At 61.5% G+C, this 18882-nt stretch carries 15 protein-coding genes; 6 read left to right on the top strand and 9 right to left on the bottom strand.

Features of this window, described 5'->3' with window-relative positions:
• Positions 1-43: 43 nt before the first annotated feature.
• From IWX62_RS01950 to IWX62_RS01935, 4 genes are all read right to left on the bottom strand, one after another.
• Entirely contained in the window at positions 44-1735 is a 1692-nt protein-coding gene (locus tag IWX62_RS01950) for a formate--tetrahydrofolate ligase (RefSeq protein ID WP_196839661.1), read from the bottom strand.
• 99 nt (positions 1736-1834) lie between these two features.
• Positions 1835-2599: a phosphatase gene (locus IWX62_RS01945; protein WP_196839660.1), complete on the bottom strand. Its 765-nt coding sequence runs from the start codon at positions 2597-2599 to the stop codon at positions 1835-1837.
• A gap of 50 nt (positions 2600-2649) precedes the next feature.
• Entirely contained in the window at positions 2650-3897 is a 1248-nt protein-coding gene (mshA, locus tag IWX62_RS01940; protein WP_196839659.1) for a D-inositol-3-phosphate glycosyltransferase, read from the bottom strand.
• Positions 3898-4169: 272 nt separating this feature from the next.
• A complete protein-coding gene (locus tag IWX62_RS01935) occupies positions 4170-4490 on the bottom strand; it encodes a hypothetical protein (protein WP_196839658.1) in 321 nt (106 codons plus the stop codon).
• A 487-nt stretch (positions 4491-4977) separates the two neighbouring features.
• Between IWX62_RS01935 and IWX62_RS01930 the strand changes: the two genes are divergently transcribed.
• Complete coding sequence (locus IWX62_RS01930; RefSeq protein WP_196839657.1) at positions 4978-6144, top strand: DUF418 domain-containing protein; 1167 nt, start codon at positions 4978-4980, stop codon at positions 6142-6144.
• 13 nt (positions 6145-6157) lie between these two features.
• On the opposite strand, the gene IWX62_RS01925 is transcribed toward IWX62_RS01930, so the two are convergent.
• Positions 6158-6775: a histidine phosphatase family protein gene (locus IWX62_RS01925; protein WP_196839849.1), complete on the bottom strand. Its 618-nt coding sequence runs from the start codon at positions 6773-6775 to the stop codon at positions 6158-6160.
• 26 nt (positions 6776-6801) lie between these two features.
• Positions 6802-8241 carry a CCA tRNA nucleotidyltransferase gene (locus tag IWX62_RS01920; RefSeq protein WP_196839656.1) on the bottom strand — a complete coding sequence of 480 codons (1440 nt, stop codon included), beginning with the start codon at positions 8239-8241 and terminating at the stop codon, positions 6802-6804.
• A gap of 149 nt (positions 8242-8390) precedes the next feature.
• On the opposite strand from IWX62_RS01920, the gene IWX62_RS01915 reads away from it, so the two are divergent.
• The 5 genes from IWX62_RS01915 (at position 8391) to trxA (ending at position 13919) form a co-directional block, all read left to right on the top strand.
• Positions 8391-8921 (top strand): NUDIX hydrolase, encoded by a 531-nt coding sequence (locus IWX62_RS01915; protein WP_196839655.1) that lies wholly within the window; start codon positions 8391-8393, stop codon positions 8919-8921.
• Positions 8922-8965: 44 nt separating this feature from the next.
• Entirely contained in the window at positions 8966-10744 is a 1779-nt protein-coding gene (gene murJ / locus IWX62_RS01910; RefSeq protein WP_196839654.1) for a murein biosynthesis integral membrane protein MurJ, read from the top strand.
• Between the two features lie 146 nt (positions 10745-10890).
• A complete protein-coding gene (locus tag IWX62_RS01905; protein WP_196839653.1) occupies positions 10891-12393 on the top strand; it encodes an ABC transporter substrate-binding protein in 1503 nt (500 codons plus the stop codon).
• Positions 12394-12555: 162 nt separating this feature from the next.
• The gene (trxB, locus tag IWX62_RS01900; protein WP_196839848.1) at positions 12556-13599 is read left to right on the top strand and encodes a thioredoxin-disulfide reductase; all 1044 of its coding nucleotides are present in this window, start codon (positions 12556-12558) and stop codon (positions 13597-13599) included.
• Entirely contained in the window at positions 13596-13919 is a 324-nt protein-coding gene (trxA, locus tag IWX62_RS01895) for a thioredoxin (RefSeq protein WP_196839652.1), read from the top strand. The genes trxB and trxA overlap by 4 nt, the downstream gene beginning before the upstream one ends.
• A 1633-nt stretch (positions 13920-15552) precedes the next feature.
• On the opposite strand, the gene IWX62_RS01890 is transcribed toward trxA, so the two are convergent.
• The 3 genes from IWX62_RS01890 to rsmG form a co-directional block, all read right to left on the bottom strand.
• Complete coding sequence (locus tag IWX62_RS01890; protein WP_196839847.1) at positions 15553-16944, bottom strand: ParB/RepB/Spo0J family partition protein; 1392 nt, start codon at positions 16942-16944, stop codon at positions 15553-15555.
• A gap of 93 nt (positions 16945-17037) precedes the next feature.
• Positions 17038-18000 carry a ParA family protein gene (locus IWX62_RS01885; protein WP_333483166.1) on the bottom strand — a complete coding sequence of 321 codons (963 nt, stop codon included), beginning with the start codon at positions 17998-18000 and terminating at the stop codon, positions 17038-17040.
• 252 nt (positions 18001-18252) lie between these two features.
• On the bottom strand, positions 18253-18879 hold the full coding sequence (gene rsmG / locus IWX62_RS01880) for a 16S rRNA (guanine(527)-N(7))-methyltransferase RsmG (RefSeq protein ID WP_196839651.1): 627 nt from the start codon (positions 18877-18879) through the stop codon (positions 18253-18255).
• Positions 18880-18882: the final 3 nt, after the last annotated feature.

The raw sequence follows: 18882 nt of genomic DNA, 5'->3' as shown, positions 1-18882 counted from the left end.
CCGTGCATCACACACGGTCGGCCCTCAGGTGTGGTTAAGCCGGTCAGAACAGGCCTACCGCGCCGCCGTCGTCGTCGACATCCATCCGCATCGCGGCAGGTTCCTTGGGCAGGCCCGGCATAGTCATGACCGCACCAGTCAACGCCACGATGAATCCTGCTCCGGTTTTGGTGATCAGGTCGCGCACATGCACGGTGAACCCCTTCGGCGCTCCGAGCATTGAGGGGTCATCGGAGAACGAGTACTGGGTCTTCGCCATACAGACCGGCAGCCCGCCCCAGCCGTTGGCTTCAATCTCGGCCAGTCGGCGCAGCGCGGGCACCGAGAAATCGACGCCGTCGGCCCCATAAATTTCCTGCACGATGGTGCGGATCTTATCCTCGACGGAAAGCTCCAACGGGTACAGGTGATGGAAGTCCTGCGGCCCCTCCAACGCGGTGAGCACCTTCGCCGCAAGCTCATCCCCGCCGGCCCCACCGCCGCCCTGGCCCCACACGTCGGCCACAGCAGCGTCGATGCCCTCGGCGGCGCACCAGGCGAGCAGCCACTCGAGCTCCTCGTCGGTGTCGGTCGAGAACCTGTTGATCGCTACCACCGGCGTGATACCGAACTTCTCCACGTTGTGGACGTGGCGCCGCAGGTTGGCCACCCCCGACTCCAACGCACCCGTATTGGGCTCCCTCAGGTCGGATTTGGCCACTCCGCCGTGCATCTTGAGCGCACGGATGGTCGCGACGATGACGACGGCGGCAGGAGCCACATCCGCGTACCGCGCCTTGATGTCCATGAACTTCTCGGCGCCCAGATCAGCACCAAAGCCAGCCTCGGTGACCACAATGTCGGCCAATTGCCGGGCGGTGCTGGTGGCGATGACCGAGTTGCAGCCGTGCGCGATGTTCGCGAACGGCCCCCCGTGCACCAGGGCAGGCGTACCGGCGATGCTCTGCACCAGGTTCGGCTTGATCGCGTCGCGCAACAGCAGGGTGAGGGCTCCCTCGACGCCGAGGTCGCCGACGGTAACCGGTTGGCGGTCAAACGTGTAGCCGAAGGTGATGCGCGCCAACCGCTGCTTGAGGTCCTGCAGGTCCGAGGCCAGACAGAACACGGCCATGATCTCCGAGGCGACAGTGATATCGAAGCCGTCCTGGCGGGGGGTGCCCTGGGTGGGACCGCCCAGGCCGATCACCACTTCCCGCAGCGCCCGGTCGTTCATGTCGAGGACCCGTTTGAAGGTGATCCGGCGCGGGTCGATGTTCAGCTCGTTGCCCTGGTAGATGTGGTTGTCGACCAGGGCCATCAACGCATTGTTCGCTGACGTGACCGCATGAAAGTCTCCGGTGAAGTGCAGATTGATGTCCTCCATGGGCAGGACCTGCGAGTATCCACCGCCGGTTGCACCGCCCTTCATGCCCAGAATCGGGCCCAGTGACGGCTCCCGCAACGCAATCATGACATTGCGTCCGCTGCGCGCCAGGGAATCGGCGAGTCCGACGGTGCAGGTCGACTTTCCTTCACCCGCCGGAGTGGGGCTCATCGCAGTGACCAACACCACCTTGCCCGGTGACTTGGCGGGGTTCGGGAGGAGCTTGGCGGTGTCGATCTTGGCCTTGTATCGACCGTAGTGTTCGAGCGCAGAGATCGGAATGCCTGCTTTTGTGGCGATCTGATCGATGTGCTGGATGGCCGCGTTGCGGGCAACATCCAGATCGCTTGCTGGCGTGGGCAAAGACTTCATTGTCAACAGTCCTCTGGGCTTATGGCGCGTCGGGAGTGAGTCCCCTGTGGTGCCGCGGGTCTGGGCACAGCCTCAAATCTACCAGCGGCGTCCCGGCGGTCAGCTGAGCCCTGACCGCTCCAGCAAATACTCGATCATGGGCTCGTAGACTCCCGGGCACAGATTGTCGTCCAACGGTACGGCCACCTTGAGCTGGCCTTCCGCCTCCGAAACGAACAGCCCCGGGTCATTGCAGTCGGCGAAACCCAGGGCAGGAATACCCGCGCTGGCGGCATGACCGGCCCAGCCGTGGTCGGCAACCACCAGGTCAGGTGCGGGCTCCCCGTTCACCGCCAGTAGGTCCAGGCTCAGTTGCATAGGCTCCGGCGAATGGGTGTGCACCAGCCCGCCATGCTGGTGCCAGACCAGCACCCCAAACAGCTGCCGGATATCGCCCTGCCGAAACGGCTGGCCCTCCGGGACCACGACCACCGTCGCGCCGGCGCGTCGGGCCGCAGCGGCGAGGGCAGCATGAACCGGGAGGAGGCCCGCCGGGTGCCCTGTGGCGAACAGGATACGTTGCCCGGCCGCCACCGCGGCACCGAAGACTGAGGCAAACCGATCCAGTGCCGCCACGCATTTAGCTGAATCGATGGTGTCCTGTCCCGCAAGGTGCGTGCGGTCCGGGCTGATCCCCACCCGGTCGCGCATCAGGTCAAATACCTCATCGAACACCCACTGTCGGGTGGTGCGGACGCCAAACTCGAGGTGCTCGTTGCCCTCAAGGAACAGGTGCATGTGGCGGAGGTTGTCTTCACGGGGGGTGGCGACCTCCCCGGTGATCCGGACAGAGTCGAGGTAGGCGGCAAGTTCAGTGGAGTTCACGAGTCCATCCTAGGTGAGCCCCTGCTGTCCGGCGGGAGCGCATCCGTGGGTCAGCGTGTGGCCGCCTCCTGGAAGCGCTCGACGGCGGTGCGATAGCTCTGCGCGGTCAGGAGGGCCGTCCGCTGCCACCCGAAAGCGAGCGCGTGAATCGCGGCACCGCGGCCGAGCGAGACGCGGGTGGTGGCGTCGTCGTACATGGTTTCCAGGGCGGCAGACCAGAGCGCCGGCGTATGTCCGTTGACCAGCGTCCCGGTACGGCCATCGCTGATCGCCTGCGGCAACCCGCCGACGTTGGCGGCGAGGACCGGTGTGCCACAGGCCTGGGCCTCAAGCGCCACCAGACCGAAGGATTCGGTGAAGGAGGGCATCGCCACCAGATCTGCTGCCCGGAACCAGTGCGCCAACTGTGGGGCTTGCACTGGCGGGTAGAGCCGCACCGTGTCCCGCAGACCGGCGTCGTCAATCAGTGGCTGCAGCCGCAGGGCTTCAGCACCGCTACCGGAGCCGAGGATGCTCAGGTGCAAGGGAATGTCCGGGCGGCGGGCGGCGAGATCCGCGGCGGCAGCCACCAGCACCTGCGGTCCCTTCAGTTTCTGGATCCGTCCAGCAAAAACGACGTGAAACACATCCGACGGGAAGTGGAGAGTAGCCCTCGACTCGTTGCGGGAAACAGGATTGAACGTTTCCAGATCAACGCCCGGCGCCACGATGTCCACGCGCTCCGGCGCGGCACCGTACAGGGACTCCAACTCGGCTGCCTCGGTACTCGTGTTGGCGATCAGCCGTGACGCACCGTCGACGATCGCCTGTTCACCTGCAACCCGCACGTCGGGCTCAGGCGTGCCGCCGGCGTGCAGGCGAATGTTCTTGACCCGGCCCATGGTGTGCATCGAGTGGACCAGGGGAAGGTTCAGGCTGGCACCGACGGTCAGCCCGACACTTCCGGACACCCAGTAGTGGGAGTGGATGACATCGAAGTGACCGTCCGCCAGCAGATCGGTGACTTCGGCGATGGCATCGGTGAATGATTCTGACAGGCCCGGCAGTTGCTCTTTGGGTACCTTGCGCTGCGGGCCGGCTCGCAGATGCCGCACCATGACACCCGGGGCCAGCTCTTCCGAGTGCGGTTGACCCTCCGACGCCGCCCGCGTGAAGATCTCGACGTCGATTCCCACGCGCGCCAATTCCAGCGCCAGCGAGCGCACGTAGACGTTCATTCCGCCGGCGTCACCGGCGCCAGGCTGATCCAACGGGGACGTGTGCAGGGAGAGCATTGCCACACGGTTGACCGGAGGCATAGGAACTCCTCTCGCATGGATGGCCTTGAAGATTACCAAGCGCTCGAATGGTCGGACAGTTTGCTGCCGCTATTGACCCTATAACGTGCTGTGCGGGCTGCACATTCCGCGCAGGTCGACGACGCGTTGCGGTGGCCGCGTCGGTTAAAGGCGGAAGCCCGCGCTGGGAAGCCGGGCTTCTCTAGTGGTGGGACTGAGTACTTGCATCAGGTCCTCCTTCGCGGTGGTCGGATCTGGTCAGGAAGGGTCCGTTCGCAGCGTGGATGAACCAGTCACTTGATGTGCATGGTGTGCTGTGGCAGGAGAAAGCGGTCAATAGAATCCCTCGCGGACGGCGGAGGTGGGTTGGGTATTCGTTTCCACAGAGCGACGCCGTCCCTTAGCTTCTTCAACATGATGTGCACCTCCTCTCGGTGGGCGTAGTCGGGCATGACGGTCACTGGCGAACTGAGCGTCCCGGTCTCCGGATCTCCGGTAGAAGTGAGACTGCCGGCCATGATGAACTCGCCGTGCTGGCGGGCGGTGCGGGGTGTGGTCGATGCGGCAACCGAATCCGGTGCCGGGGATGGGTGGGTGGTGAGCACAGTAGACATAGCGGTCTCCATGATGTGAAGGGTTGTGAAGGGTCCTCGCATGAGGTTCGCGTGCAAAAGTGCGCACGGGACAGAAAGACAAAGGCCGTCTGAGCACAAAAGGGGGTGCCGGAAGGGATTCGCCGTCCTGAATTTGGACAGACGAATGGATCAGCAGTTAGTTAATGCGCAGCGACGACGGAGGTCGGACTGGTGTACGCGGTAAACGATCGGCGTAGATTTGTCATCACAGTTCCCACCTCCCTTTCTTGTAGTGCGCGAATAGAGACAGCGCCCGGCTTCTTCAGTCGATTCCTCGATTGAGAACTCCCAATGGCACAAGACAAAGCTACCCCACGGAAGGCCGGGCGCCTAGGGTTTGATCCAACTATTTTCAGAATGTTTGCTGATCCGGGAACTTCTCCACCAGTGGACCGCAAGGGGCGCGCCCTTCCGCTGCTCCCGGCTAGGCTGGCGGCACCTGCCTGTGCGGGTCCAGAACACCGGGATGAGGGCAATTGTGGAACGGGTCCGTGAACTCGATGGGCTACGTGCTTTCGCCCTGTTTGGCATTCTGGCAGTGAACGTCTGGTATTTCGCTGACCCCTGGACGCTCTCGGGTGAACTCAGCCCCGACCATCGGTCGACGTGGGATACGGCGGTCCGGTTTGTTGCCACCACCCTCTTTGAAGGCAAGTTCTACCTCCTGTTTTCGTTCCTCTTCGGATACAGCTTTGTGCTACAGGAGCGGGCAGCCCAGCGGATGAACGTATCGCCCGTGCCGCGAACCCTGCGTCGATTGGCGGGCCTGGCTGTCCTGGGTCTGGCCCATGGTCTCCTGCTGTATTACGGCGACATCCTCCTGACCTACGCAGTGCTAGGCCTGGTGCTCCTGGGGTTGCGGGCCATCAGCCAGCGGGCGGCCATCCTGACGGCGACGGCCATCACCGTCGGCATGGCGAGCCTGCTGATCGTGGTCGGGGGCATTGTCGCTGCGGTCAATCTGCCCCCGGATGATGGCGCTGTGCCACCACCCGACGTCGCAGCGATCACCTCAGGGCCAGGAGCAGCGCTGGCCGCCAATATTGAGGGCTATCTGATTGCCCTTCCCTCGGTGCTGTTCTTCCAGGGACCATTGGCGCTGGCGATGTTCCTGCTGGGTTTCGCTGCGGCTCGTTCCGGGCTGCTCGAACGGCCGGTCAGCAGCGGCACACTTCGCCGCACCGCAGCCCTCTGCCTGCCGATCGGCCTCCTCGCTGCGGGAGGCCAGTCATACCTGCTTTATTACGCGGATCGGGACCGGTTTTCCCTGCTCACCACCGGCATCACCACCCTGACCGCCCCCCTGGCGACCGCCGGCTATGTCTGCGTCCTGCTCCTGCTGTTCCGCTCAGCGGCCGGTCCGGCACTCCTCAACATGCTCGCACCGGCCGGTCGCATGGCGCTGACCAACTATGTGGGTCAGTCACTCGTTCTGGCCCTCGTGTTCACCGGGTTTGGGCTGGGCCTGACCAATGTCCTGGCGCCCGCGCTGGTGCTGCTGCTCGTCGTCGTCGTATGCGGTGGACAACTGATTCTGAGCCGACTCTGGCTCACACGGTTCACCGTCGGCCCCCTGGAGGCGCTGCTGCGGCGGCTCACCTACTCTTCACGGGACGGGGAGCCGTTGGGGTGACAAGGGAAATCTGTTAGAGGTTCCAGTGCACAATGGCGGGGGTCCGTTTGTCCCACCCGAGAGCGCACACGGCTGCGGTGCCCAGGACAAAGCGGCGACCCTGGGCAGCGTCCAGCTCAAGCCAACGGGCAGCGACTACCCGGAGGAAGTGACCGTGCGCCACCAGCAGCACATGGCGGGCTGGCTGCGCCGCTGGCTGCCGGTCGGCGGGGGTGCCGCACCCCGCCTGGGCCAGGGACACCACCTGGTCGGCCCGGCCGGCAACCTGGGCAAGCGTCTCCCCGTTTGGTACGCCGTCGTTCCAGATGAGGTAACCGGGATTCTCGGCCCTGACGACGGAGCTGTTACGGCCCTCATTGTCCCCGTAGTCCCACTCATGGGCGTAGGGCAGGATTTGCGGGTTGGGGAATCCCGCCAGCTCGGCTGTCCGGACCGCGCGCTGCAACGGCGAGGACAGCACTGCGTCAAAGGTGATTCCTTCAAGGTGCCGTGCCGCAAAAATCGCCTGCTCCTCCCCGACGCGGGTCAGCGGGAGGTCTGTCAGGCCGGTGTAGTTGCCGTCCCTGGACCATTCAGTCTCGCCATGCCGGAGTAACCACAAGTGCGGCAGGGGCGTGCCGGCGGGTGTCAGGTCCGGTGAGGCGGCGCCGGAGAGGCTCACGACGACGTCGACTCGGGTTGCAGTGCCCACCAGGACCGAAGCTTCGATTCGGCTTCCTCAGCCGAGTGTGGTCCGTGTTCCATTCGTTCCTCCAGTAAGAATCGGTACGCTTTGCCCACCACCGGGCCGGGTTTGATATCCAGCAGGCCCATGATTTGGGCGCCGTCAAGATCCGGCCGGATGGATTCCAGCTCCTCCTGTTCGGCCAGCGCTTCGATCCGCGCCTCAAGATCGTCATACGCAAAGGCCAGGCGCTCGGCCTTGCGCTGGTTACGGGTGGTGACGTCGGACCGCGTCAACCGATGCAACCGCTCCAGCAGGGTCCCGGCGTCGTTGACATACCTGCGCACCGCCGAATCCGACCAGCCTGCCTCGCCGTAACCGTAAAAACGCATGTGCAGCTCCACCAGCCGCGCCACGGCCTTGATCGAGTCGTTGTCGAACCGGAGGGCCTTCATCCGCTTGGCGGTGAGTTTGGAGCCCACCATGTCGTGGTGGCGGAAGCTCACAGCCCCGGACGGCTCGAATTTCCTCGTGGCAGGCTTGCCGACGTCGTGCATCAACGCCGCAAACCGCAACACGAAATCAGGGCCGGGTACCGCGCCGTCGGGTCCTGTCTCCAGACGGCATGCCTGCTCAAGGACCGTCAACGAGTGCTGGTAGACATCCTTGTGCCGGTGGTGCTCGTCGATCTCGAGCCGCAGGGCTGACACTTCGGGCAGGACGAACTCCGCCAACCCGCTCTCCACCATCACATCAATGCCCCGCTGGGGGGCGTCCCCCAGCATCAGCTTCACCAGTTCGTCACGAACCCGTTCCGCTGAGATGATGGTGATGCGCTGAGCCATTTCCCGCATTGCCTCTGACACCGCGGGCGCCACCTCGATTCCCAACTGCGAGACGAACCGTGCAGCGCGCATCATCCGTAGTGGATCGTCCGAGAACGACGACGACGGCGTCCCGGGGGTGCGCAGGACACCCGCCTCCAGATCCCTGATCCCGCCGTACGGGTCAATCAGCTCCATCGTTGGAAGCCGGAGTGCCATGGCATTGATCGTGAAGTCCCGGCGCAGCAGATCGTCCTCAAGCGTGTCACCGAACGCGACGACCGGTTTGCGGGACGCCGGGTCATACGCCTCCGCCCGGTACGTGGTGACCTCAATCATGAAGCTGCCCTTGCGGAGCCCGATCGTGCCGAAGTCCCTGCCGATTTCCCAATAGGAATCAGCCCATCGGCGGATCACGTTGAGGGTCTGGTCCGGTGTCGCGTCACTGGTGAAATCGAGATCCGGGGAAGTGCGCTTCAGGAAGAGATCGCGGACCGGCCCGCCCACCAGGGACAGTTCATGTCCGGCAGCGACGAACAGCTGTCCCAATTCGGTAACAACCGGTGGAAGCGGGGCGGTCAGGGTTGAGTTGTCTAACGGGTGCGCCATAGTGCTTTAAGGGTGCCAGATGACACGGGAATCTCCACTATGGGGCCGTGGGGCCCCGGTTGGGCCCGACACGCGGGAACCGGCGCGAGGGGACGGGGAGGGCCGGTTGTCGTCATCAGCGGAAGCGAAAGATCGTTAGAGTGGACTGCATGGACCGTCCTGTTCCAAGTGCACCAAAGCGGACCCCGTTGACAGTGTCAATGGGCAGTGCTGGCGCGCCACAGGTCCACCAGTCCCTCCCGACCGTCGAAGAAGTCTCAGCAGGCGGGATAGTGGTGGATACCTCCGATGATCTCCTCAACGTGGCAATCATCGCGCGGCTGAACCGCGGCGGCCGCCTTGAGTGGTGCCTTCCGAAGGGGCACCCTGAAGGCAACGAAAACAACTCCGAGGCAGCGGTCAGGGAAATCGAGGAAGAAACCGGAATCCAGGGCCGGATCCTCACGGCTCTGGGCAGCATCGACTATTGGTTCACCGTCAGCGGACACCGCGTACACAAGACAGTCCACCACTACCTGCTGATTTCTACGGGGGGCCATCTGACCATCGAAAACGATCCCGACCACGAAGCCGTGGACGTGGCGTGGGTTCCATTGGCAGACCTGGGGAAGAAACTGTCGTTCCCCAACGAGCGCCGCATCGCCGATCTTGCCCGGGAAGTTCTCCCGGACTACCTCTGACCCGGGTCAACTCTGCCGGGCTAGTGGTGAGACGATAGACAACGATGTCGGACTCAAATACAGCCTCCCTTCCCGTCCAGGATGCTGGGGTTTTACCCAGCCACACGGTTCGTCCTGGCGACGCCGCAGCCCACACCACCAACGCCGGTAGCAAGTTCCCTCCTCCTGAGACACCGGATACCACAGCACGCTCCAGCGCCATTATGGCCGCGGGAACCCTCGTCTCCAGAGTGCTCGGACTGGTTCGCGTGGCACTCCTCGCGACGGCCTTGGGTGCCTCCGGGGGTGTGGTGGATGCGTTCTCCATCGCCAACAGTCTGCCGAACTTCATCTATCTCATGGTGGCCGGCGGGGTGTTCAATGCCGTGCTGGTGCCACAGATCATCAAAGCCACCCAAAGCCCGGACCGCGGCGCAGATTTCATCAGTCGATTGATCACGCTGGCCGTCATCGTCCTACTGGTCCTGACTGCCCTGGTCACGCTTGCAGCACCGCTGATCATGACGCTTGTCACCGATTTCTCCGGTGAACGCCTGGCGCTGGCCACTATTTTCGCCTACTGGTGCCTGCCTCAGATCTTCTTCTACGGCCTCTACGCGATCGTGGGCCAAGTGCTCAACGCCAACGGGTCCTTCGGCCCTTACATGTGGGCCCCGGTCGCCAACAACATCGTTTCCATTGCGGCGCTCGTGGCCTTTATTGTGCTGATGGGTTCGCAGCTCGACAGCACCCACACGCCGGAATCATGGACCTCCTCCCAGACGCTCCTGCTGGCCGGCGGAACCACCCTCGGGATCGTCATTCAGGCGTTTGTCCTCTTCTGGCCGTTGAAGAAGCTTGGCCTCGGCCTCAAACCAACCTTCGGTTGGCGCGGGGTGGGACTGGGCCGCACCGGAAAACTGGCGTCCATCACGATCATCACCATGCTGGTTGGAAATGGGCTGTATCTGGTCAATATCCGGGTTGCCTCGATCGCCGCCGAAGCTCGCCCCGACTACCTCGCCCGCGTACCACCACAACAAATCGCCGGGCCGTTTAACCTCGACATCGGCACCATGGTGTACGTGCTGCCCCATTCGGTGATTGCGCTGTCCATTGCCACAGTCATGTTTAACCAGCTGGCCGCCGCACACAGCAACAATGATCTCGCGTTGATCAAGGAGACACTCTCACGCGGTTTGCGCATCATGGGAGTGGCAACGGTGTTTGGTGCCGCAGTCCTCCTGGCGCTGGCGGTGCCCTTGGGCATGCTGTTCTCGGGTGGGATACGTCCGGATGGTGCGCTCAACGCGGTGCTCATTACCTTACTGGCCGTCGGCGCCCCCTTCCTGAGTGCAAACTTCTTCCTCAACCGGGTGTTCTATGCGGCCGAGGATGCTGTCACTCCGCTGAGAATCCAACTCATTCTGTCGGTGGTCGGCGTAGGACTGGCGCTCATCTCCGGGACCTTCGCGCCCGAATACATTGTTCCGCTGCTCGCCCTCAGCTTCACCCTGGGCAACGTGGTCGCCGTCGTCGTAAGCCACACGTTCCTGGTCCGCAAAATCGGTTCCTATGGTGCCGGGCATGTGTATGACGTGCACGTACGCCTTGCTCTCGCCGGAATGGCCGCTGCCGCTGCCGGCGCCGGCGCGTTGTGGCTCTTCGGCGGGTATGCCCCGGAGGGTTTCGTCTGGCAGTCGGTACCCGCTGCGTTCATGGTGCTCGGGATCTGCGGGATTCTGATGGCAGGCGTGTACCTGGCCATGCTGAAGGTCCTGAGGATCAAGGAACTGGACGAATTTTTGGCCCCCCTGCTTGCGAGGTTTAGCAAAGCTCAGTGAACCCAGTCCCGGCGTGCGCAGGCAAAACCCGGGTATCAGCCGGACTGACCGGTAGCATTGGTAGGAATCATCTGCAGTTCTTTTGAGGTGTTGGTCGGAAAAGCCGTTCAACACCCGACAATCCAACCATTCCGCGGGAGGAACACGTGCCACAACCAGTAGACGTTGGTTCAGTATTGGGGGGCCGCTATAAGGTCACCGCCTACGTACTGGCTTCTGCTGACCGGGATCTCGTGCTCGACGGTATGGATCAGGTCCTCAACCGGCCCGTGAGTATCCTGGTGGCCTCGACCTCCAACGCTGACCAGATCGCCGCCACCGCCCGTGAGGTTGCCACCGGTGAACGCGCCGGCAATATTCAGGTCCTGGATCTGGGTGTCACTGACGAAAGCACCTACCTGGTAACCAACCGCGCATCGCCGGCCGATCTGCTGGATCTCGTTGTTCCCCAGGATGCTCCGTTTGTCGAGCCGTTCTTCACCGACACCCTTGGGTCTGAAATTTTTGGTGGACCACGGTCTACCGAACCCGAACTGTACGACGACGACGACGACGATGACTACGGACCCGACGAGGAAGAGGACCGACCCGCCAGGAAGTCCCGCCTGTCAAAGGCCCGGCTGCCGAAGTTCGGCAAAGCTGCTCCAGCAGCCGGAGCTGCGGGAGTGGCCGCGGGCGCAGCGGCATCCGGGGCAGCCCCGTCCAGTTCACCGGCCCCTGCGTCCCAGGTGCCCCCGCCCCCAGCGTCAGCACCCCGGGTCGCTGCGGGAGGCACCAGCGGTGAGGGCCAGCCGAAAGTATCGCTCTGGTCCGATCAGGACTACGACGCCGATTCCGGAAATTCGCGGGCCGACCAGACCGGCCGTGCCGCGTCTCATTTTCCTGCCGCAGCAGCGACCGGCGCACCTGCGGGCGACTACTATGACGAGTACGACGAGTCTGAGGAAGACGACGACCGCGGGAACAACCCAAAGTACACAAGAGTCCTTGTCGGGGTAGTGCTGACCATCATTCTGGTCACTGTTGTCGCGTTGGCCGTTAACCAGCTCAGCGGTTTCTTCTCTCCGGATCCTGCGGCGGGACCGGGTACCACCACTACCCAGGCTGCCGAACCGACCGAGGATGGGACGACGACACCCTCCGAGGACGAGACAGACAGCGCCGAGCCAACAGCCGAACCAGTCGATCCCGTACCCACTGGTGTTACCAGGCTCGTCCCCGATAACGCTGAGCTCAACGCCGAAGGCGACGGCGACCTGCCCCTCATCATTGACGGCAATCCCGGTAGTTTCTGGGGAAGCCTGGTCTACGCCAACGAAACCTTTGGCGGCCTCGCCCAGAACATGGCCCTCGTCGTCGAACTTGAGGAAGAGTCGACCATCAGCCAGATTCAGATCGAACAGCTCAACGGCTCGGGGGGCAGCTTCACCGTCCTCCTCAACGACGAACCCTCGCTCGACGGTGCTGAGCAGATTGCGCAGAGTTCGTTCACCGGACCCACCATCAACATCCCTGTACCGCCCACTGCCGACGGTGAGCCCGCGACCGCGCAGTACATCATCGTGAACCTGACCCAACTTCCACGCCTGACCAATGTGCAGGCAGTGTTCCCCTGGGGCGTCCGGATTGCTGAAATCAGCGCCTCCTAGCCTCACCATCCCTTGTTGACACCCCCCGGGCGAGGACGGAATAAGCTGAACCATGGGGCGGTTCTTATCAGTAACCGCTTCATCACCCCGTAGGGCTACTGTTGTGGTGTCAACAAAGGAAGGTCCACCAAACCCGTGAGTATAGAAACCGGCACGTCCGGAATGACCAGCAACGAATCACAGAAGATCCACGACGTGATCATCGTGGGTTCAGGACCCGCCGGCTACACAGCAGCTGTGTACACCGCGCGTGCCAACCTGGAACCTCTGATGATTGCCAGCTCAGTCAAGGCTGGCGGTGAACTGATGAACACCACCGATGTGGAGAACTACCCGGGATTCCCTGAGGGTGTCATGGGCCCGGACCTAATGGAACAGTTCGAGAAGCAGGCCGTCCGTTTCGGGACCGAGATCCTGTTTGAGGACGTCACAGCCCTCGAGCTGGACGGGCTGGTCAAAAAGGTCACCATCGGAACGGGTGAGACCTACCTGGCGCGGTCGGTCATTATCTCCACCGGCTCGGAATACCGTGAGTTGGGTCTTGACGACGAGAAACGCCTGTCCGGTCACGGTGTCAGCTGGTGTGCCACCTGTGACGGGTTCTTCTTCAAGGATCAGGACATCGCCGTCATTGGCGGAGGCGACTCAGCCATGGAGGAAGCACTCTTCCTGACCAAGTTCGCCCGGACTGTCACTGTTGTTCACCGCCGCGAATCTCTTCGCGCCTCCAAGATCATGCAGGACCGTGCCCTCAATCATGAGAAGATCCGTTTCATCTGGAACTCGGAAGTGATTGGAATCGACGGCGAAGCCAAGGTAACAGGCCTGCGGCTAGGGAGCACCGTCGACGACTCAACCCAACAACTTGCGGTGACCGGTGTTTTCGTTGCTATAGGCAATGATCCTCGTGTTGAACTTGTCAAGGACCTGCTGGAGCTGACCTCCGAGGGGACCATTGCCGTCCAGGGACGCACGTCCAAGACCTCAATCCCAGGGGTCTTTGCTGCTGGGGACGTCATCGACCCCACCTATCGGCAGGCAATCACGGCGTCCGGATCCGGGTGCGTTGCAGCCCTTGACGTTGAACATTATCTCGCTGACCTCGGCGATTCAGTGGAGACCGCCGCGGCGGTCCCAACCCCGCCCGCGGAAAAAGTCTCTGAAGAAGCACGCGTATTCAGCCCCAACCTAGGAGAAGCACTATGACCGCTAAAGAAGTTACTGATGCCTCATTCGAAGCCGACGTCTTGCAGGCCAGCAAGCCAGTCCTCGTCGACTTTTGGGCGGAGTGGTGTGGCCCTTGCCGCAAACTGTCACCCATCCTCGACGAGATAGCTGGAGAACATTCGGAAAAGGTTGATGTAGTCAAACTGAACGTCGATGACAATCCTGCGACTGCAGCCAAGTATGGCATCACTTCGATCCCTGCCGTCTACGTTTTCAAAGATGGAGTCGTTGCTGCCCAATCCATCGGGGCCAAGCCAAAGCAGGTCATCGAGCAGGAGTTCGCAGATTTCCTGAAGTAAACCGGATTCGTCCCACCCGGATCCACGTTCCAACTAAGCCGTGTCAACTGAGCCATCGCCTCCTCGAGGGGGGCGATGGCTCAGTCCGTTAAGTCTCATGTTTCACGTGAAACGACATGCTGGCACCTACCTGATCACTTGAGTTCCAGTGATGGCAAAAGCGCCTCTTGGAAGCAAAACAATTTGTAGCCGAAGTCCACGAGCCCACAGTGCACGTGTTCCCGTAATTGCGCCTTTCTGCGATTCGGATGATAGAGCCCGAAAGTGCGACCTCTGGGACGCCGTTTGGCCAGTTTCACGTTAAACCTTTGACCGGCAACCAGCCCGAACGGGCTTTACGTCCGCATACCGCGCTTACAGCGTCGCAGACGGCAAGGGATGGGCCATTAGATTCGGCAATCCGACCCCGGTTGGTCGAACCGGTCGCCGGACAACCAGGACATTTGTGTGCTCAACGGGTACCGTCCATGCTGCGGCCATCGTGACGACAATCGAAGCCCGCCTTCCTCAGGAGGGACCATCCTGTGACACAGGGGGCGCACTCCGCCACGTGGCCCGGACACCATCCAGGCCTTGTTGGATAGCATTTCCCGCGAAGGGCGCAATGGCTGCGGACCACGCCGTTCCTGTCAGGCTAATGGTTCTCCGCGTTGTAGCGAGGAACGCTATCAGCGGACTGGAAAATCAGAAGGCGACACTGAACAAGGGAAACGGCTCGGTCTGTTCTTGATTGAGGAACCAGCACAACGATGCCTAAGGCTCGGCCACCGCTGCCCCGTAGAGCGTTCGCGGTTACCGCGGCTGGGGGATGGTCGTGTTTCACGTGAAACTTTCGAAGTGGGCGTGTGGACTCCATCGCAACGGATCTCACTTCAGGATTCGAGGGAAGGGCTTCTCAAACCACATGGCGAATTGAATATGACGCCCGACACAAGGTTGCCCGTCCTACTCTTGACCCTGGGGCATGGTTTCTGCCCGACATTGGTCGGCTTCACGTGAAACATTGTCGGGACCCGCCCTTCGAAGTTCCGGACCCAATGCGTCAACACCGAATTGGCGGCCCACTTGTGTGTTGCTGATAGCTATGGCTATCTCAAAGAAGGGGGATGGTCCCTCGTTGACGCAACCCCAAACAGGTCGAAGAGGAGTTGGAGCGCCCACAGTACTCCACCTGCTGGATCCCGAACCGACCCGAGGGAATGTGGCGCTCAATAGGTACGGTCACCGATCTGATCCGTTTACCGATCGCTTCCGTTTCACGTGAAACACACACATAAACACGTTCAAGTGGAAAGGGATCACGCTATAGGCTCCCCTCAAGGTGGTGAATCACGAGGATTAATCAGGACTTGAGTAGATGCTTTGAAGAGACGGAGATATCTGCCCCAAATCAGTTCGTCGTTACCCGATACGTTCGGCATTTCACTCTAAATTTGGGGCGACGGCAATTCTCAATTGATGCCTCCTGAGCGAATGCCTCATCCAGAGTCCAGGAGGTGATCCCGGCGAGATCTTGGTGCCCTCCACGTCTGTTTCACGTGGAACACGCCGACTTCACCAGCACAGAGTAGGCAACCGTCGTGTGCCCATGATGCAGGCTGTTTCACGTGAAACTATGCCCTCTGAGGCGCAATCAGGCCGATGGTGTCGTTCCCAGAACACCCATGATGCGATTGAGATCATCCACGCTGGCGAACTCGATGCTTACCTTGCCCTTCCGGGCACCTAGTGTGATCTTTACACTCGTATCAAGTCGATCAGAGAGCGACGTGGCCAAATAGTCCAGGCGCTCGTGACGCGCTCCCGCGCGAGGGCTATTGGGTTTCACCGGCCGCCTGAGCCCGTCGTTCATTGAGACCAATTCCTCAGTGGTTCTCACTGAGAGTCCCTCAGCCACAATCTTCTGGGCTAGCTTCTCCATCTCCACCTGGTCGCTCAAACCGAGCAGGGCCCGCGCGTGGCCGGCCGAAATGACCCCTGCCGCGAGCCGCCGTTGCACCAACGGCGGCAACTTCATCAATCGAAGAGTGTTTGAAATTTGAGGGCGTGACCGGCCGATACGCTCGGCCAGCTCTTCATGAGAACATCCGAAATCGTCCAACAACTGCTGGTAGGCAGCTGCTTCCTCAAGCGGATTCAGTTGACTACGGTGCAAATTCTCCAGGAGAGCATCCCTGAGTAGATCGTCGTCCGTCGTGGAGCGGATGATAGCGGGAACCACAGCGAAACCGGCCTCGCGGGTCGCGCGCCAACGCCGCTCACCCATCACCAATTCGTATGGCTGATCACCGCCTTCCGTGGAAGGACGCACCACAATGGGCTGCAGCACACCGATCTCACGAATCGAATTAACGAGTTCGGCCATCTCGTCGTCATCGAAAACGCTACGGGGCTGCTTACGGTTTGCGTGAATCAGACCAACGGGGATCTCAGCAAACGTTGCGCCTGGAACCGCCACGAGGTGGGAATCGGCGCCCGGCCTCGTTGTTTCACGTGAAACGTCCTCCGTCTTCACCTTGTCCTCCACCTCGGCGGATTCCAGGGGGAAATCGTCGCCTTGTTCAGGACTTGGCCGACCCTGGGCTTCGACCTGAGTCTCGCCGGGAGATCCGCCGCTTGTCGTGCCGTTCGAGAGAGCTGGCTCAGACGCGGGAGACACGGCTATCACTCCAGCCTCTGGACCTACTTCCGGCGTTCCAGGGTCCGGGCTGATTGCAGGCTTCAGAGCCTCTGGGGAGGAGGCGGAGTTTCCGGCTGCCTTACGCTGTGCTGCCCGTTTTGGAGCCCTGGTGGGAGCCTTGAGGGCGTCCTTGTTGATTCCCGCGTAGTTCCTGGTGGACCGCGCCGGTACTTCTGAAGCGCCGGCCTCGGTGGCGGCCCGTTGTGGGGCTGCGGGGAAGAACAGGTCAGCTGGCCGGCCATTCCTTGGCGCCACTGTTTCATCGGCTTCATCCGGTGTCTCTACAGGAGCACTTGGGATGAGCGCTCCCAGCCCACGTCCCAAACCGCGTCGCTTCTCAGCCATGACAGGTCCCTTCAAGAGCGCAGAAACAATCTGCATCGTGTGAATAGCTAGGTCCACCCTACTGCGGGTGGCGAGCAATGTAGTTGAAGCGGGCTATCCGCGTTCGGCAATTTCTGAGGCAGCTTCAAGGTAGGAGAGTGCTCCACTGGACGACGGGTCGTATGTCATCACAGTCTGTTGGTAACTAGGTGCTTCCGAGATTCTCACAGACCGGGGAACTACCGCCTTTAGAACCTGTTTCGGGAAGTGTTCACGCACCTCGGCGGCCACCTGGGCAGCCAGGTTGGTTCTACCGTCGTACATGGTGAGGAGGATTGTCGACACCACGAGGTCAGCATTGAGATGCTTCTGAATCATCTCAATGTTCTTCAGCAGCTGACTCAGGCCCTCCAACGCGTAGTACTCGCATTGAATCGGGATCAGTACTTCCTTGGCAGCGACAAAGGCATTGACGGTCAACAGGCCAAGACTGGGTGGGCAATCGATGAACACATAGTCCAATCGTTCGTCCCCCTGGCTGGCGCGATCCTGTGCATAGAGATCGATTGCGCGTCGCAGCCGTTGTTCCCTTGCGACGAGGGAGACCAGTTCAATCTCTGCACCGGCAAGGTGGATTGTTGCCGGCGCACACAAAAGATTTGGCACATCGGGGCAAGCGACTACTACATCACTTAATGGGAGGTCATCGATCAGGACATCATAGATACTGTCGACTTCGGCATGGTGGGGCACCCCCAGCGCTGTCGAGGCATTGCCCTGTGGATCGATATCAATCACCAGGACATTCAGACCGGCTGCGGCTAGCGCGGCGGCGATATTCACGGTTGTCGTGGTCTTTCCCACACCGCCTTTTTGGTTGCTCACCGTCAGTACGCGGGTAGTTCCCGGTCGAGGGAGACTGCGCCCATTCAGCTTCTCCCGACGCCGGTTTTCGCTGGCGAGTTCACGGGCCAGCGGTGTGCTGTCGTCCATCGCGTCCATGACATTCCTTGATGCTGCGCTAGTGGTCTTCATCGGAGCAGAAGCTACTGTTGCCGGCTTGGGGTTGGTGACCATGAAGGTTGTTTCACGTGAAACAATGCCCATATTGGCCGGGTCTGCAAACACTTCCGGTTGAATTTCCCTGAGAGTGACAGCGAGAGAAGAGCCTGCGGACATCAAAGACTGATTACGCCTTGCATTGTCTTTCGTGGTCACGCGGGATAACTCGCTTTCAACATGCCGGGCCGGTCCTTCTAGAGTAGCCGGTGACCCTGGCGAACCAGCCGTGAAACGGCCGGTTGCGAAGAACATTCCAGGGGCTTACCGCTACTGCCCAACAGTAATGCGGACGACAGTCGTGGGTTGTTCAAGAAGTCCGTCGCCGACCTGAAGCACTACAGTTTTCCTGCCACCCAGCTTGCGGATCAGTTTCGCAGCCTTGGTGACTTCCTCAGCAGCACTCTGTCCCTTGATCGCAAGCACCTGACCGGTTCCGGCCAGAATCGGTATGGTCATCGCCGCAAGACCGCCCAGTGCCGAAACGGCCCGTGCCGTCACCACGTTCGCTGTCACCTTACCGACGGCTTCCTCGGCACGCCCACGAAAGACCACAACATTCTCGAGTTCAAGATCCTCGACCACTTCCTTTAGCCACGTCACCCGGCGTTCGAGTGGTTCAATGAGCGTAAAGGTGAGGTCGGGTCGGGCAATCGCCAACGCCACGCCGGGCAGGCCCGCCCCGCTGCCGACATCAGCGACTGATGCACCGGCGGGGAAAAGTTCCGCAGTGACAGCGCAGTTAAGTACGTGGCGGCTCCATAGCCGGGGGACTTCCCTCGGGCCGAGTAGTCCCCGTTCAATCCCAGTCGTGGCGAGATGCTCAACAAACCGCTCGGCAAGATCCAGCCGCTCGCCGAAGATCGTCCGCGCGGCGTTGAGTTCCGCTTCAGTCATTTC

This window comes from Arthrobacter sp. CAN_A1, assembly GCF_015751665.1.
Taxonomy (GTDB): Bacteria; Actinomycetota; Actinomycetes; order Actinomycetales; family Micrococcaceae; genus Arthrobacter_D.
The sequence above is the reverse complement of the archived record's forward strand: the minus strand, read 5'-3'. Positions and strand labels throughout refer to the sequence as shown.